The sequence below is a fragment of the Mucilaginibacter gossypii genome (genome assembly GCF_900100945.1).
In the GTDB taxonomy this organism is placed as follows: Bacteria; Bacteroidota; Bacteroidia; order Sphingobacteriales; family Sphingobacteriaceae; genus Mucilaginibacter; species Mucilaginibacter gossypii.
Genome location: NZ_FNCG01000001.1, coordinates 226,136 through 242,919, shown reverse-complemented (window position 1 = coordinate 242,919; position 16,784 = coordinate 226,136). Strand labels below are relative to the sequence as shown.

13 protein-coding genes and 1 tRNA gene are annotated in these 16,784 nt (G+C 40.6%); 8 read left to right on the top strand and 6 right to left on the bottom strand.

Annotation, left to right across the window (positions count from 1 at the left end):
* The first annotated feature begins 171 nt into the window (after positions 1 to 171).
* From BLS28_RS01125 to BLS28_RS01115, 3 genes are all read left to right on the top strand, one after another.
* The gene (locus BLS28_RS01125) at positions 172 to 3,339 is read left to right on the top strand and encodes a SusC/RagA family TonB-linked outer membrane protein (RefSeq protein WP_218134328.1); all 3,168 of its coding nucleotides are present in this window, start codon (positions 172 to 174) and stop codon (positions 3,337 to 3,339) included.
* Positions 3,340 to 3,355: 16 nt separating this feature from the next.
* Positions 3,356 to 5,044 carry a RagB/SusD family nutrient uptake outer membrane protein gene (locus tag BLS28_RS01120; RefSeq protein ID WP_091162434.1) on the top strand — a complete coding sequence of 563 codons (1,689 nt, stop codon included), beginning with the start codon at positions 3,356 to 3,358 and terminating at the stop codon, positions 5,042 to 5,044.
* A gap of 150 nt (positions 5,045 to 5,194) precedes the next feature.
* Positions 5,195 to 6,808 (top strand): FG-GAP repeat domain-containing protein, encoded by a 1,614-nt coding sequence (locus tag BLS28_RS01115; protein ID WP_091162432.1) that lies wholly within the window; start codon positions 5,195 to 5,197, stop codon positions 6,806 to 6,808.
* Positions 6,809 to 6,858: 50 nt separating this feature from the next.
* Here BLS28_RS01115 and BLS28_RS01110 read toward each other — a convergent pair whose 3' ends face one another.
* The 3 genes from BLS28_RS01110 to BLS28_RS01100 all read right to left on the bottom strand — a co-directional run bounded on the left by BLS28_RS01110 (position 6,859) and on the right by BLS28_RS01100 (position 9,068).
* Positions 6,859 to 7,287 (bottom strand): GNAT family N-acetyltransferase, encoded by a 429-nt coding sequence (locus tag BLS28_RS01110; protein WP_091162429.1) that lies wholly within the window; start codon positions 7,285 to 7,287, stop codon positions 6,859 to 6,861.
* Positions 7,288 to 7,870: 583 nt separating this feature from the next.
* Positions 7,871 to 8,632, bottom strand: a complete 762-nt coding sequence (locus BLS28_RS01105) for a tRNA(His) guanylyltransferase Thg1 family protein (RefSeq protein ID WP_091162427.1) — start codon at positions 8,630 to 8,632, stop codon at positions 7,871 to 7,873.
* The gene (locus tag BLS28_RS01100; protein ID WP_091162425.1) at positions 8,622 to 9,068 is read right to left on the bottom strand and encodes an AAA family ATPase; all 447 of its coding nucleotides are present in this window, start codon (positions 9,066 to 9,068) and stop codon (positions 8,622 to 8,624) included. Before BLS28_RS01100 ends, BLS28_RS01105 begins: the two co-directional genes overlap by 11 nt.
* A gap of 775 nt (positions 9,069 to 9,843) precedes the next feature.
* Here BLS28_RS01100 and BLS28_RS01095 point away from each other — a divergent pair.
* Together BLS28_RS01095 and BLS28_RS01090 are read left to right on the top strand one after the other, a co-directional pair.
* A complete protein-coding gene (locus tag BLS28_RS01095) occupies positions 9,844 to 10,206 on the top strand; it encodes a hypothetical protein (RefSeq protein WP_091162424.1) in 363 nt (120 codons plus the stop codon).
* A gap of 31 nt (positions 10,207 to 10,237) precedes the next feature.
* Positions 10,238 to 10,867, top strand: coding sequence for a hypothetical protein (locus tag BLS28_RS01090; protein ID WP_143020667.1), 630 nt, complete (start codon positions 10,238 to 10,240; stop codon positions 10,865 to 10,867).
* A gap of 455 nt (positions 10,868 to 11,322) precedes the next feature.
* Here BLS28_RS01090 and BLS28_RS01085 read toward each other — a convergent pair whose 3' ends face one another.
* The 3 genes from BLS28_RS01085 to BLS28_RS01075 all read right to left on the bottom strand — a co-directional run bounded on the left by BLS28_RS01085 (position 11,323) and on the right by BLS28_RS01075 (position 15,032).
* Positions 11,323 to 12,540, bottom strand: a complete 1,218-nt coding sequence (locus BLS28_RS01085; RefSeq protein WP_091162420.1) for a site-specific integrase — start codon at positions 12,538 to 12,540, stop codon at positions 11,323 to 11,325.
* 249 nt (positions 12,541 to 12,789) lie between these two features.
* A tRNA-Ser gene (locus BLS28_RS01080) sits at positions 12,790 to 12,879 on the bottom strand.
* Positions 12,880 to 12,962: 83 nt separating this feature from the next.
* Positions 12,963 to 15,032 (bottom strand): HD family phosphohydrolase, encoded by a 2,070-nt coding sequence (locus BLS28_RS01075; RefSeq protein ID WP_091162418.1) that lies wholly within the window; start codon positions 15,030 to 15,032, stop codon positions 12,963 to 12,965.
* A gap of 114 nt (positions 15,033 to 15,146) precedes the next feature.
* On the opposite strand from BLS28_RS01075, the gene BLS28_RS01070 reads away from it, so the two are divergent.
* From BLS28_RS01070 to BLS28_RS01060, 3 genes are read left to right on the top strand one after another with little or no spacing between them, the layout of a single operon-like run.
* The gene (locus tag BLS28_RS01070; protein ID WP_090526686.1) at positions 15,147 to 16,004 is read left to right on the top strand and encodes an SPFH domain-containing protein; all 858 of its coding nucleotides are present in this window, start codon (positions 15,147 to 15,149) and stop codon (positions 16,002 to 16,004) included.
* Between the two features lie 4 nt (positions 16,005 to 16,008).
* Entirely contained in the window at positions 16,009 to 16,536 is a 528-nt protein-coding gene (locus BLS28_RS01065) for a hypothetical protein (protein WP_143020666.1), read from the top strand.
* 1 nt (position 16,537) lies between these two features.
* On the top strand, positions 16,538 to 16,708 hold the full coding sequence (locus BLS28_RS01060; RefSeq protein ID WP_091162415.1) for a type II toxin-antitoxin system antitoxin: 171 nt from the start codon (positions 16,538 to 16,540) through the stop codon (positions 16,706 to 16,708).
* Positions 16,709 to 16,784: the final 76 nt, after the last annotated feature.

The window sequence follows — 16,784 nt, the reverse complement described above, 5'->3', positions numbered from 1 at the left end:
TATTTTAACAATTATTCTATTAACTCATTTCATAACCTAAATAAAAAAATAATGGCAAGACAGAAAAACTAAAAAGGAAAACGGACCATGATCCAGACGCATTAACAAATGCCAAGTTTTAAATTCTAATCACTCCCAATTATGCAATATTTTTTACCTGATAAAATATCTTTGAGAAGAAAATCCGGGTCAGTAGTTTTATCACTGATCCTGCTGATAGCTATGCAAACAAGCAGCTATGCAGCTAATGCCTTTAACTCTTTCAGCGGAATAAAACTTAACCGATATACCGCCGCTGTACCTATTAAAGGTAAAGTAATTGACAAAACCACCGGTGAAACCATCATAGGCGCATCCGTAAAAATCAAAGGAACCAGTACAGGTGCCGTTACCGATGTAAACGGTAGTTTCGCGCTTAACGCCGATCCTAATGCTGTACTGATAGTTAGCTATATAGGCTACGAACAGGCTGAGTTTCCACTTAACGGACAAACCTCGGTAACCATCAGGCTGCAGGTAAACGCCAAGAACCTGAACGAGGTTATCGTGGTAGGTTACGGTACCCAAAAGAAAACATCTTCAACCGCGGCCGTGTCAACCATTCAAACTACCGAAATTGCAAAAAAACCGGTGGTTAACTTAACCAACAGCCTTGTTGGTCGTGCATCGGGTTTAATTATAACCCAAAGCAGTGGTGAACCAGGCTATGATGGTTCAAACATCCTGATCAGGGGTATTGGATCCAATGGTGGTAGTTCGCCGTTGCTTGTGGTTGATGGTGTACCACGCGATTTCAGCCGCCTTGACCCTAATACCATAGAAACCTTTTCTGTATTGAAAGACGCCGCCGCCGTTGCCCCGTATGGTGTGGCCGGCGCAAATGGCGTAATCCTGGTTACAACAAAAAAAGGCAAATCGGGCAAACCGACTTTAACTTATAACGGCTACTATGGTATCCAGAATCCGACCAAAGTACCCACATTTGTTGGCTCATATGAATATGCGCTTCTGCGTAATGAGGCCAATGCCAATGATGGCCAGCCAGCGGCATACACCGCAGACGATATTCAAAAATTTAAAGACCACTCAGATCCTGATGGTCATCCTGATGGCCATCCTTTGCAGCAAATTATCCAGAAAAACCGTCCAATCACTTATCACAATGTAACGCTTTCGGGAGGTACAGATGATATCAAGTATTTTGCAGCCCTTGGATATACTCACCAGGCAGGTATGTGGAGCACAACCTATCTTGATAAATATAATGGTTCGTTAAACTTAACTGCAAACGCCACTAAAACCACAACGGTATCCCTCTCTGTTAACAGTTATGTAGAAGATCAGCACTTTCCATCCCAAAGTGCTGCCACAATTATTGGGCAGGCACAACGCCAGGCGCCGACAACGCCTATTTATTACAGTAACGGATTATGGTCTGGTTATATCGGTCAGTCGCTTATAGGCGAAATTTATCACAGCGGTTATCAATTCAATGAAAATACGGCCGTATTGTCGCAGTTTACAATTGACCAGAAGCTTCCTATCAAAGGTTTAAGCTTGAAAGGTGTGCTCAGCTATGATAATGGGCCGGATCCTTTATTCACAGGAAATCAAACCTCGTTCCAGCGTATTTATACTACCCCTATACCTTTCTATAATGTTGACGTTACTACCACCCCTTACACTTATAAACAGGGGATACAAGGTAACTCAAAGGCTACATTTTCAGAAAATTACAGCCAAAACCACACATTGACCATTCAGGGCTTGTTATCTTATGCAGGTTCATTTGGCAAAAGCGATATTACCGCTTTAGGCGTTTTTGAAAGCCGCCGCGTAAAGTATCAAACATTTGGAGCCACTAAATATAACTACAACCTTGATATTGATGAATTGGATTTTGGCGGTCCGGCAGCTGCGGATGCAACTAACTTTGGTCGATCAAGCGGTCAAAAACAAATTGGTTATGTGTACAGAGTAGGCTACTCATACGATAAAAAATACCTGTTTGAAGCAACGGGCAGATATGATGGAAGCTACCTGTTTGCTCCAGGCCATCGTTATGGCTTTTTCCCTGCTTTTTCTGCCGGCTGGCGACTGTCCGAAGAAAAATTCATTAAAGACAATATTCTCTGGCTTGATAACTTAAAACTTAGGGCTTCCTGGGGTAAATCGGGGGCCTATCCAAGAACTAATAACAATATTCAAACTTACCAGTATCTAAACCCTTATAACCCTTATGCAAACTCCGCTGTTATTAATGGCAGTGCAACACAGGGAATCAACGAGGCATTGCAGGGCAATCCTAATATCGGCTGGGAAAAAGCGACTAAAACAGATATTGGATTTGAAGCTACGTTATGGAAAGGTTTACTAAGCATTGAAGCCGATTACTTCTATGAAAAAAGGGGCAATATGCTTGTAAGCATTGGGAATACATTACCCGGTGAATACGGCCTCGGCGTAGGGCTTGTAAACGGCGGCATCATGAGTAATCACGGTATCGATCTGACACTGCAAAGCTCCCATAGCTTCTCAAAAGACCTGCGGTTAGATGTTACAGGTACTTTCACCTTTGCCAGGAATAAACTATTACAAGTTTATGAGACAAACGCAACAGCGAACAATCCAAACAGGAGAATAACAGGCAGGCCTTTAAATACCATATTTGGATACCAGGCGTTGGGTTATTTCAAAACAACGGATTTTAACGCAGATGGATCACTCAAAGCTGGTTTACCAGTTCCTTCTTTCGGACCTGTTAAGGCAGGCGATATTGAATATGCTGATTTAAGCGGACCTGACGGAAAACCAGACGGCAAGATCGATGCTAACGACCAAACTGTAATAGGCCATCCTAATACGCCAGAGATCATCTATGGTTTAGAACCTAGGTTAACGTTCAAAAACTTTGATCTTGATGTTTTATTCCAGGGTTCGGGTAACAGCAACATTGTTATCAGCAACTATTTTGCTTTTCCTTTCAACGCATCCGGTTCGGCCTCTCAGTTGGTGTATGACGACCACTGGACGCCATCAACCCCAAATGCTTTATACCCAAGGGTTACCGGCACACCAACATCAAATAACACGCAAACTTCGTCCTGGTTTGTCAGAAATGATTCCTACATCAGGTTAAAGAGCTTTGAAGTTGGCTACACACTGTCAAACAAGCTGTTGCGGAATAAGATCCAGTCTATAAGAATTTACGTTGCAGGGCAAAATGTCATTAACCATTTACCTCATGTAAAGGAAATTATTGACCCGGAAAATAGTGGCAATAACACCAACTACTATCAACAGCGTGTATTTTCATTAGGTTTAAATGCCACATTCTAACTAAAATAAGAAAGCGATGAAACAGATTTTTAAAAAATACAGAGAGCTTTTTTTACTTGCTTTGCTTGTTGTAAGTATCAGTGGATGTAAAAAAGATGATTCTTTAAATGTGACAAATAAAGCATTTCTAACTGATGTAGCTACATTCAGTTCGCAAAGTAATGCAGATCTTTTTGTAAATGACATATATAATCAAATCCCCGACGTCAACAATGACTATCAGCTAACAGAACAATATGCCGATAACAGTTTTTGCGGGGCAGCCTGGGAAAACGGTCAGGCAACTGTAAGGGCGGGTTCCATTGGCCCAAGTAACGTACCAACCGGCCCCGGCGGTATGTGGTCATGGGAAGGTAACTATAGCAAAATACGAAAATGCAATGTATTTCTACAACAGGCGGCTTTAAATAAAGCGAAGTATACCGACGATTGGTACAAGCAGCGCGTTGCGGAGGTTACGTTTCTAAGAGCTTACTTCTACTCCCTGTTGTTCACAGCTTACGGAGGGGTGCCTATTATTACCGTACCGCTTGATAACCGGAACGGAACTGATATTTTTACTGCCCGGGGCACTATTGATGAGACTGTTGCCTTTATTGAGGCTGATTGTGACGCTGCTGCCGCTGTTTTACCTACAAAAGCAGCACAAACCGGGAGAGCCACAAAAGGCGCCGCATTAACACTTAAGGGCTGGGTAGAGCTTTTTGCAGCCAGTCCGCTGGTAAACACAGCCAATGACGCAGGGAAATGGAGTAAAGCAGCGGCTACCAACAAATCAGTGATGGATATGGGTACTTATAGCCTGTTCAACACTTCGGCTACTTCTTATGCCGACCAGTTTTTATCGGCAAACAACTGGAATATTGAAACCATTTTTGCCCGCGGTTATGCAACCGGGCCTGCAAAGGGCAGTCACCGGGAAGGTTATCTGGGCCCGGTATACGTGAATGGTGTTCAGCAGTCATGGGGAAACCTTGCTCCAACACAGGGCCTGATTGATGATTATTCGATGGATAATGGGTTGCCTATTACAGATGCGGCTTCTGGCTATAATCCTCAAGCCCCTTACGCCCATCGTGAGCAGCGTTTCTATCAGTCAATCTTATATGATGGTGCAGCATGGCAGGGAGATATAATAAAAACGCGAATAGGCGGCAGTAACCAGATAGACCTTGGCTCGTCAAGCGATATCACCAATACCGGCTATTACGCCCGTAAAACACTGGATGAAAGCATCACCGGGCAAACCAGTATCAACCTGGCGCCAAGCTTTGCCAATTACATTATTTTCCGTTACGCGGAAGTGCTGTTAAGCTATGCTGAAGCGCAAAATGAAGCGGTTGGGCCAGATGCATCGGTTTATGACGCGGTTAATAAAGTAAGGGCGAGATCTGCATTGCCTGCCGTAAAAGCCGGCTTAACCAAGGATCAAATGCGTGTATATATTCGTCGCGAACGGCGTATCGAGTTGGCTTTTGAAGATAAGCGATGGTTTGATATTCGCCGATGGCTGATAACTACCGGCACAAACGGTGTGCTTACCACGCCGGAATATGGAATGAAGATCGAAGCCGGTGGGTCAGGGCTAACGTACACCACGGTCAAGATATTCACCAATACCTTCTTCGAGCGGCAAAACTGGATGCCAATTCCGCAAGCGGAAATTGACAAGAATAAAAAACTGGTACAAAACCCAGGATACTAAAAGATTAATACCTTGATTTTACATAACCCCGGGGCAAATGTCCAGGGGTTATGTATTTAAAGACAACTCTCACCGATTAATATTTTTTAGCTTTAAGCTTTGTGCATTCTGCTTTTAGCTTTTGTATATTAACTGCCTTTTAAAATATTCATGAATAATAAACCTGATAGTCACCGTCCTGCAAAAAATCGCAAAGTTGTAATTGTTGGTTCGATTGTTTTGGTCATAACCGTTTTGGTAGTTTATTCAATATGGCATTTCTCTGAAAACAAACAGGATAATGCCGGTACAGATCTACGTACCGATTACCCGACGGCAACCCTTCAAAGCATTGCCAGGGGTAAGATATTATCACAACAATATTGCCGCTCGTGCCATATGCTGCCCGAACCAGCGTTGCTTAACAGGTTTAAATGGAAAAATGTATTTCCGCAAATGGGTTTACGTATGGGCATTAAAGCCCACAGAGGTGAGTCATACGTAGGGACAATTAAGGGCGACGATTTGATTGTGCCCGACAAGCCCGCATTAAATGAGGAACAATGGCAAGATATTATCGATTATTACATGAACACCGCCCCTATCGCCTTACCTGCACAAAACAGGCCCATGGCTATTAAACGGGAACTCCCCTTTTTTAACATCCAAAAATCACAGCAATCATTTGACGGCAAACAGGTGCTGGGCTGCTATGTAAGAATTGACAACAGCGCTAAGCCCGCTCGTGTTTTTATTGCCAACGGGCAAACAAAAAAGCTTTATCTTTTATCAGGTCAATTAAATATCATCGATTCGGTATCAACAACCGGCCCTGTGGTTGATATGCTTTTCGACCATGGCAATACCATGATTTGCACCATAGGCAATGAATTAGGTGCCAACAGCGATAAACTGGGGACTATAACCCCATTAACCATTTCCGCCGAAGGCAAAATGCAATTAGCATTTCAGCCTGTATTCAATAAGCTTGGTCGCCCGGTTCAAATACTGGCGGCCGATTTAAATAATGACAACAAAACCGACTATGTTATTTGTGAATTTGGGAGTATAACGGGCGAGCTCTGTTGGATGGAAAATTTGGGTACCGGCGCTTTTACCAAACATGTAATAAGTAATTTACCCGGAGCCATAAAAGCATATATTGATTATAAGGATAAAAAATTACCTGGCCTGTACGTGCTTTTTGCACAGGGAGAAGAAGGGATTTTCCATTTCGAAAACAAAGGGAGCGGCAAATTTGAGTCAAAGGAAATTTTAAGGTTTCCGCCAATTTATGGGTCGTCCTACTTTGAAATGGTTGACATGAACCATGACGGGTATAAAGACATAGTTTACACCTGCGGCGATAACGGGAATGCAACGCTGGTATTAAAACCATACCATGGTATCTACATTTTTTTGAACGATGGAAAAGACAATTATAAACAGCGATATTTTTATCCGATAAACGGCTGCTATAAAGCCATCGCTAAGGATTTTGATAGTGACGGAGAAGTTGATCTTGCAACAATCAGCCTTTTTACCGATGCAAAGCAACCCGAAGAAGGCTTTGTATATCTAAAAAACACCGGCAACTTAAACTTTGTCCCATATGCATTTCCTGCCGATACAAAGTTTGAACGCGCGGTAACTCTTGATGCCGGTGATATAAACGGTGATGGAAAGCCCGACCTGCTTATTGGAAATGCCTTTTTTGATTTTGGCCCTTTCAGTTATAATATCAAAGAGCCGCTTTTCTACGTTTTAAAAAACGTTTCGAAATGAAAGTAACAACTAAATTTCCAAGGCAAATAGATCAGGATTGTTTGAGGGAACTATAGCTGTTTTTCAAACACGATGTATATATTATTACAGCCCACATACGTAAAGCCTAACCTTTTACAAATATTTACTGCTTTAATGTTGTCAGCATTCACCTCGGTACGACATTTTTCAAACCCCTTCATTGTTAAATCTTTTAATGCAAATTCAACAAGCCTTCGGCCATACCCCATCCGTTTTGTAGAAGGATCGATGATCAGCATGGAAATAAACCCAACTTTATTTTCATAATCGTTGGCATAATAAGCCAAAAAACCCTGTAAAGCATCTTGTGCCATAATAGTTATGATACATGCTTTTTCAATTAACTTATCAATGTAACCATCCAAATCGCCTACTTCAAACAACCCGCTTTCGTCGTTAATCATCAGGTTCATTAAATCATAAATTTTCGATTTTAGGTAAGAGCCCTGTTCAATCATGATTGGTTTAAAATTTATTTACTTAATTTAAATCGGTTATATCAGCCCAGGTAAATAGCAATTAACAGAGCACGTTAATATGTACTAACCTCTTATCGAAAATCAAATGATGCCGATACAAAAGTGACTGATATTTAGATTACATAACCAAATTATAAGTATGTTTTTAAAGAAACAACAAGAGTAAAATAATGGTACTAAATTGTATATGACTGCACATAGCGTTTACACCATTTGTAAATCGGTTTTTTAGAATTCTATCGATAATGGATAAACCACAACATATTGACCCTGTTGGCCAATTTGGTTTTGGCCACCTTTAGTTATCAAAATCAAATAGTTAAGAATGTAAATGAAATTGGTGAAGAGGGATGAATCAAAAATGGTTTTTCCAGATCTCCTTTATGATGCGAATTGATGGCAACTTTGAGTATTTGACATAAAGCAAAATCATTTAACCATTTGATTTAAAATTTTTTAACAGATACAAATCAATATCAGCGGGTGGAAACCTGTTAGAACACCTGGAAGGGATTTTGGAGGTTGTAAAAAGTATTAAGAAAGTGTAAACTCAGTCCTGCTTTTAGTACTTGTCTACCAGATCATGTATAAATTTATTGTATTCATCCCGCATGGGCAATTCCATGTTTATATAAAGTGTACGTCGGTTAATTAACACGTGTTCATCGGTCTTCGGATTAAATCCTTCCTTTTTTAAATCCTTCCAATACAAACCTATTCCTCTTTTTTGCCAAGCGGGAAGATTGTTGAAATTTACGCCATACTGAAATAATAATTCATTTTTATTAGCAATGCTCATCCCCTCGATTTTTGAAGTTGCCTCATTCATGGTAAAACCATCTTGTCTTAGCCGCCAGTAACAATGTGCATTTAAGGCGTTTCTGTGTGCATCTTCATTACGCCATCTAAAATAATCTTCCACTAAATTTCTATTGGGAAGCTCTGAGAGGCGGCAGTCAAAAGCTGCCACGCTGCCCAGCGATGCGGAGAATTTGGCGCTGGCTTCGCTTGCTAATATGGAAATGTATTTTCTGGTCTTTCGGCCAAAAAGATTTTCGTTTGGGTGCAGGAGCAGTGATATTTCGTCACTTTCGGTATAACCATATATCACATTGAAACCGCAATTCATCAGGTGTTTTACTGTTTCAACCATCAAGTCCCGAAATTTTTCGTCAAAAGGTGCTTCGAATTTGTGTGTTTCTTTTGTAAGTCTGGTGAAACTTCGTCCATCAATTCTGGCTACAATGTACATATCAGGGAGTACGCAGCGGTCTTGTGAGGTCTCATATATCCTCATTTTTTCATCTAAATCATCAAACTTCATCTAACCATTTGTTTACTGTAAATGTATTATTTTCCGCTACTACATAATAAAGTTCATCAAAACCTTCTGCTATCTGCGGTAAGACAAGACGCTTAAAAGTTCCCCGTATGCCAATTTCAGGGATATTTTCTTTACCAACACGTTGATTATTCCGCTTTATGGCATCAGTTATCTTAGATTGAAAATAATATCCAATCACTTTAAAGTTATTTGCTTTCGCGATAGTTATATATTTTGCTCTTTCTTCCAGGGAAGAATTAGTGTTATCTATTACAAATGGATGGGATGTTTGGATGCAAGTTTCTATAAACCTCAATTCTTTATTTCTTGTGTTTAGCTGGTCTAAGGAAATACGCATGTGGGTGTTAAAAAAACTCTCTTTAAAGAAAGTAGTTTTACCTGTCGCCTGAATTCCGCAAAATATTATAGCTTCCATTTGTGCAAATGTAAGCGTTTAATGGATGTAAGTAAACAGTGTCGGCTTTTATGACGGGACCTATAGCAACAAAAAAGGACCGCAACTTGCGATCCTCTTGCGAAGCGGAGAGAGAGGGATTTGTTTACCTCTTAAACCGACCTGATATTCAATATTTTATATGGATTTTATTTCTTACTCACCGAAATACTCACCACTTTTTTTGTACAGATTAATTGCAAATCTTATAGTGCAAATATAGCAATTTTGGATTTGTAACACATTTTATCGTAACTTATCATGGTGATCATCTGTAACCGCAAAGGTAGCCCGCGAAGCCAGGGCAGTAAAGGGCTTTCGCGGCATAAACCCACAAGCCTTTCACGCACTTGGCCATTTATTCCACGTTCCCTTGACAGCCCTGTCTTCTTCCGCTTTTTGTTGCTTAACAGAAGATTACCTGAACGACTATGCCGGTTTTATAAAGTAGTCCGCCGATAAGTAGCAAGTTTGTGTTTTTGTTACCACAAAAACTCCCCCGATGCCTGCGGCTCGGGGCAAACTTGCCATTGCTCCCGATGGTTGCAATGGACGTTACTATACGAATTATAAATTCATCAATTGCGACTTATTTTAATAAAACAAGCTTCACGTTACTACTGTGGTGATTTGATTTTAGCCAAACTATATAGTCAATTTGAACGCTCATGCAAATGTAATAGCAGTCAATAATTGGAATCATTAAAAAAAAGATAGTTTTGTTGTACAAACCTTAATCTATAACATAACAAGGCTAATGAGAAAGCAGCACAGAATTCAAGACCCTGATGTAATTGATGAAAATGTTATTAGCAGACTACTGGACGAAAATAAAGAAGTAATTGTACAATTCTCTTCGGAAGTCTATAACAGTCATATCTTGTCAAAACTCAATGAACTGACTGGCAAGTATGATGAAAATCTCACTATACGGTTTTATGGACATTATAGCAGCTCATTTGATTGTAGTATTGTTGACCAGATACCGGAAGTAAAATCATTGAGTATTGACTGCTTAAGGCAAGCTCATAATTTAGAAAGCATTACTTATTTAAAAAAACCTGAAAAAATTAGGGATAGGCGTATTCGAGCTCAAAGAAACAGATATACTAAGTGCTAAGAATTTCCAAAACTTAAACAGATTGTACATTTTGGACACCAAAACAAAGGCTTTAAACTTGGATTATTTGTCCAGCTACAAAAATTTGGATTATTTAATTGTTGCGGGTCACACCAAGAATATAGAAGCGATAGGCTCTTTAAAAAGATTAGAACATCTCAACTTAAACGGCATATCAAAAGTTCCGTTATCATTTGTAAACGAATTGCCAGTTCTGCACACTTTGAACATCATACTTGGAGGCAGAGATAATATCAACGAGATTGAGGGTAATAACATTGAAAATTTAAATCTCACTTGGATAAGAGGATTAAATGATTTAGAAAACATAAACCGCTTCCATAAGTTAAAAACATTATTAGTTCAAGACCATATTCGCTTGCCGAAAATTCATTTTGGCAAGGAATTTACAAATTTGACCGATATAAAGGTTCTTAACTGTAAAACGCTTGGTTCTCTAACTGGTATCGAAAATCTTCCAGAACTTCATCAACTGAGGGTCTACAGGACAGATATAGATTTTGAAAAGTTTATTCAACAACCGTTACCATTAAAATTGAAAATTCTGGCGTTTTATACTGCTAAAAATAAAGTTGACGCGCAATTAAAATCCCGCTTGAAAGAATTGGGATACATAGACGGACTGGATAGAAATTCGTAGCGCTTTTTATGTGAACAAAGCCTGACTAAAGTTTGGTATATTCCAAATTACAAATTTAAAGTATACTCACTACCATGGTAAAAACGGCCTTTAAACTACAATGAGGTGGGCAAAGTATACTTTGGGTATACTCAAAACCCCGTTTGCAGCGCAAACGGCAAGCAAAGTTGGGCAGAGCCCAACTTCCGCTTGCTCCCCCGCTGCCGCGTTTGTACTTTGAGAATTTAATGTATTCGCCCTTCAAAATAAACAGTGCAAAACGCCGTCCGATTGAACAAACCAGTCCTTATTCAACCGTTAAGCAACCAACAGCGCAAGGCCGGGTAAAATGTCAAGGGCCCCGATCCTATCATCGGGGTTTATATACCCTTGACGTTTTATCCCGGCGTGGGCTATCTTCGCTGTAGCAGTGAATAAGGAATGAAAAACCAAGCTGCCTAAAACTGATAATTGGGTTAATCAATAACAAACTTTTGCCTAAGCAATGCCATATCCTGTCCCACTTTTAAATCTAAAATCTTGGCATAGTGCTGGGTGGTTTTGATATTAGTATGGCCCAACATTTTCGATACGCTTTCAATAGGTACACCATTAGACAGCGTTACAGTTGTGGCGAACGTGTGCCGTGCAATATGAAAGGTAAGTATTTTATTGATGCCGCAAACGTCTGCAATCTCTTTCAAATACGCATTCATTTTTTGATTGGTAGATACGGGCAGCGCCTTATCTGTATTGCAACAAAGCGGATGGTCTGCATACCTTTTTAACAAACTCAACGCAGATGGCAGTAAAGGAATACGACTTGGTGTGTCTGTTTTTTTTCGTTTGGTATATATCCACATTTCCCCGTCAAGGCCTTTTACTATTTCAGCCGGCTTCAATTTTTTCACATCGGCATAGGCCAATCCTGTAAAGCAACAGAAAAGAAAAATATCCCTCACCTGGTTGAGCCGTTCGGTTGGAAATACTTTATCTGCTATGGCTTGTAATTCTTCCCGGTTTAAAAATATCCTGTCAACCCGTTTAACTTTGGCTTTGTAATTTACAAAAGGGTCTTTATCAAGCCAGCCACTTGCTAAACAAATGCGGATGATCTTGCCAAAGTTCTTAATGTATTTGATAGCGGAGTTGTTGGCGCACTTACGTTCGGATCGCAAATAAAATTCATAATTGGTTATAAAATCATGGTCAATCTGCTTAATGTCTATATCCGAAACTTTGTACTGCCATTCTAAAAAGCTCCGGGTATGCCTTAAAGAGGTTTCGTAGCGTTCCAATGTCCCTGCAGCATACTCATCACCAACCAAAGCCGAAACCTTTTTATTGTGGTCTTTAAACAAGCTGATAAGCATCCGGGATTTTTCGCTCTTACCCAATAGCTTGTTTTTTAAACTTTCGGCAGTAACCATACCGCCAGTTTCGGTTAATTGGCCATGCGCTTCGTACACCTGGGCTTGCAGGTTATCAAGGTAGGCGTTAAAAGATTTGATTTCTTCTTTAGTTCCCTTAAAGCGTCCTGCGGTACTGTTCCATAGAGTAGGTTCACATTCCCGGCCTGTACTGGTTTCTGCCCGTTTACCATTAACAGTAATCCGCAAATAAATAGGCACAAGGCCGTTTTGATGGTTTTTTGGCTTCTTTAAATAAAAAAGCAAGCTGAAGTTAGTTTTCATAATGTTTTGACATTAAAAAGTGAAACAAAATTAAGCTTGCAATCAGATCCGTACAAGATGTTCAACTTTTTAACAGGTTGACTACCAGAATGATACGTAGATATTGATGAGTGAGTATTTTCAAAAATTAACTCACCGAATAACGCACTTTTTATATGCGAAATGGTGGATAAAATGGGCATTTAGCCCAAAAACAAAAGCCTGCAATCATTTGATTTGCAGGCTTTTAATGCACTTTGTTATTGAAACTGGCGGAGAGAGAGGGATTCGAACCCTCGGTACCGTTTCCAGTACGACAGTTTAGCAAACTGTTCCTTTCGGCCTCTCAGGCATCTCTCCGTTTTGTTTTTTTAACTGTATCCCTTTTTCAGGGACTGCAAATATAGTAATTCAAGTATCCCCGCAAAAAAAAATTACATTTTTTAATAATCTATCCTAACATGATAAATACTCATCAGCATGCGCTTAAAAATAGCCTTGATTGTTTCTATATCTTTCAAAGTTATATTACTGTCTTTCAACTGGTTTTGATCAAGCTTGTATTTCACAATACGGTCTACCAGTACACTGATGGATTCTTCATCGGGCTCTTTTAATGAGCGCGATGCGGCTTCAACAGAGTCTGCAAGCATTAAAACGGCACCTTCTTTGGTAAAAGGAATGGGGCCGGGATAGCGAAAAATGTTCTCGTTAATGAATTTTTCCGGAAAATTTTTCAATGACGACTGGTAAAAATAATCCACGCGGGTATTACCATGATGGGTACGGATAAAATCAATCACCACCTCGGGCAGGTTGGACTTGCGTGCCATTTCAATCCCCCTGCTCACGTGGCGGATAATGATTTGGGCACTTTCTTCATAAGGCAGTTTATCATGCGGGTTAAAGCCCGAACTTTGGTTTTCGATAAAAAACAAAGGGTTCTCCATTTTGCCAATATCATGATAAAGCGCCCCCGCCCTAACCAGCAAGGCGTTGCCGCCAACTGCATAAATAGCGTTTTCGGCCAGGTTGGCTACCTGCAGCGAATGCTGAAAGGTGCCCGGTGCGTTAAAAGCCAGTTCGCGCAGCAATGGCGCATTGGTATTGGTTAGTTCGATGAGTGTAATTTCGGAAGTGATGGCAAAAACCTTCTCGAACAAATAAATAAGCGGGTAAGCCAGCAGGGTAAGCAGTACGCTAACTACAAACGGCAAAAAGTCCATCCAGTCGATGTTCAGGAAGTCGCCTTCTCGGATAAAGGTAATCCCTAAAAATGCTACGAAATAAGTAAAAATGATAATCACTGCCGAGATCAGGAACTGCTCTCTCCGTACCAGGTTTTTAATGCTATAAATTGATACCATGCCGGCCGTAATCTCATAATAGGCAAACTCAAAGCTATTGGGCACAAAAAATCCTGCTATCAGCACCACCAATAAATGGATGTTAAGTGCCAAACGGGTATCAAACAATATGCGAATGATGATGGGTACTATGCAATAAGGGATATAGTATAAATTAGTAGGAAACTGCAATTTTATAGCCAGCGATAAAGTGGCCAGCATGGTAGTAATTACCAATAATATTAAACTTACCAACCTGTTATCGGCGTAAATATCCTTACGGAAAAGATACAGGAAAATCATGAGCAGCGATATAGCTATAGCCACCAGGAAAAATTGCCCCAAGAGCACTAAGTTCCTGTTACCGTTAACACGGGCGTTATCCTCAAAGGCTTTTTTAAATGACTCAAGTTTTTGATAAACATCATCATTAACTACCGAGCCTTTGTAAACTATCACTTCTCCTTTTTGTACCATTCCGCGTGTTACCGAAAGGCCATCTATAACTTCCTTCTCCAGCCTTGAAGTAAGATTATTATCATAGGCAAGATTATTTTGGAGGCGGTTACTGATCACATCGAGCAGGAAGGCTTTATCTAAATCTGTGTGCCTGCTCAATACCTTATCACAATAAGCCTGCGCTTTTTCTTTGGTAAACAGCTCACTGGTGTTTTTATCAGTGGCCACATTCTTATCCAGGATCCGTATGGGGTAATTTTCGGAGCTTTGCTGATATTTGGCATTGGGTTTAAAAACCCCTGTATGGTAAATTTCGGTCAATAAATCGGTACCCACAGCAATGTACTTCGACTTGAGTTTGTCATTGATACCGGCATTATGCCATTTAATTTCCAGGTCGGCCTTAAAACCATCAATCTGCTGGTTTTGCATGGCGGCATCCAGCTGGTATATAGGCGTAATACTTTCCAGGGCCGATTTCTGATCGGCCATGATTTCCTGAGGTGTTTTTAATATGGCGAAATTATAGGGCGATACCAGGTCTTTCTGGTTCCAGATCCTCCCCTTTTCGTGCTCGTAGCTAAATTTTGCCTGCTTCGGTAAAAAGTAAACAATAAGCACGATACTAATCAGCATCATCAAAAACTTAACATTACGGGCGTATTTGCGCAGTAAAGCCTTTTGGCGCGAAGTGGATAGTTTTGCCATTTAAATGATTAACCTGTCAAAAATAATATAAGTTTCTGTTATATGCAGTTTTTCTTGCTTTTGTAAAAATAAATTTGATATCTTTATGATATCATTTTAAAATCAAACTAAATCATGAATCCTGAAAAAACCATCAACCCGCCATCCGGCTTTGCTGTGCTTATTGTATTCCTTGCATTACTGGTAATAGCTGCCCTTTGCTTTTGGGCGGGTGAAGAACCTATTGGCGCTATGTTAGCTATCATCGGCTTCGTTTTTCTGCTCCCGGGACTTGTTGTCGTTAATCCTAACGAATCAAAAGTGCTTACCCTTTTCGGCAAGTACCTGGGTACTGTAAAAAAAGATGGCTTTTTTTGGGTGAACCCTTTCACCGTAAAAAGAAAAGTATCATTAAGAGCCTTTAACCTTAACGGCCAACAACTGAAAGTAAACGATAGCATTGGCAACCCTATTGAAATCGCAGCGGTTATAGTATGGCAGATAAAAGATACCGCCGCTGCCGTATTTGCGGTTGAAAATTACATTCAATATGTAAATATCCAGAGCGAAGCTGCAGTAAGGCACCTGGCCAACTCTTTCCCTTATGATAACCTGGAGGATGAAACTGCAGCCATTACTCTACGCGGTGGCGCCGAACAGGTAAGCTCAATGTTGGAGAAGGAGTTGAACGAAAGGCTTGACCGCGCCGGCATTGAGGTATTAGAAGCCCGCATCTCCCATTTGGCCTACGCTCCTGAAATTGCCCATTCCATGCTGCAGGTACAGCAGGCATCGGCCATAATAGCCGCCCGTAAGCTGATAGTTGAAGGTGCCGTTGGCATGGTTGAAATGGCACTGAACAAGCTATCCGAAAAAAACATAGTTGAACTTGACGAGGAACGCAAGGCAGCCATGGTAAGCAATCTACTGGTTGTACTTTGCGGCGATAAAGCCGTTAACCCTGTTGTTAATACCGGTACTTTATACCATTAATACCATGGACCAATTCAGAAGCTTTGACCAACTCCGCGTGTCGGAATTACCAGTATTGAGGCATGGTTTTTGGCGACCATGGTACGAACTTACCGACGGGCAGTTTAGCTATGGGAAGCTTACCTATACCGGAGCTTTAAAACGCACTTGCTTACTCGAAACAGCAAATGGAGACTGGGTAGTAAAACGCAAGAACTGGATAGGCCGAAAACTTGTTATTGAGCAACCCGATGGCATAGAAACAGGTTTGGTGACACCAGAGATCTGGAGCAGTAAGATAACGCTCAATTTAAACAATGGGCTCGTGGCTACTTTTTATAATAAAAAGGTCCTTTCACGCACCTGCACCTGGGTAAATGAGCAATTGGGCGATATCCTGAATGTAGAAACCAAAATATGGAGCCGGAAAAAGCCATTTATTGTAAAAATGGACCTCGACATGATCAAAAAAATACCAGAACTGCCTTTGCTGGCGTTACTGGGCATAAATTTAGTTTTGTTAAAACAGGCCCAGGCAGCGGCCGCAAGTTGATATGGCCGAAAAGAAAGCATTTGTATTACGTATTAATCCCGACATGCTGAAGGAGATTGAAAGCTGGGCAGCCGAAGAATTCAGGAGCACCAACGGCCAGATCGAATACCTCATGCAACAAGCCCTGCATGCGAGGAAAAAAGGAGTTAAAAAGAAAAAAGAAGAAGAGTGATCAGAGGTTGGAGGTTAGAGATTAGTTGAATACCCATTATATAAATGGACAAAATGCCAGATTCTTAAGTCTTTTA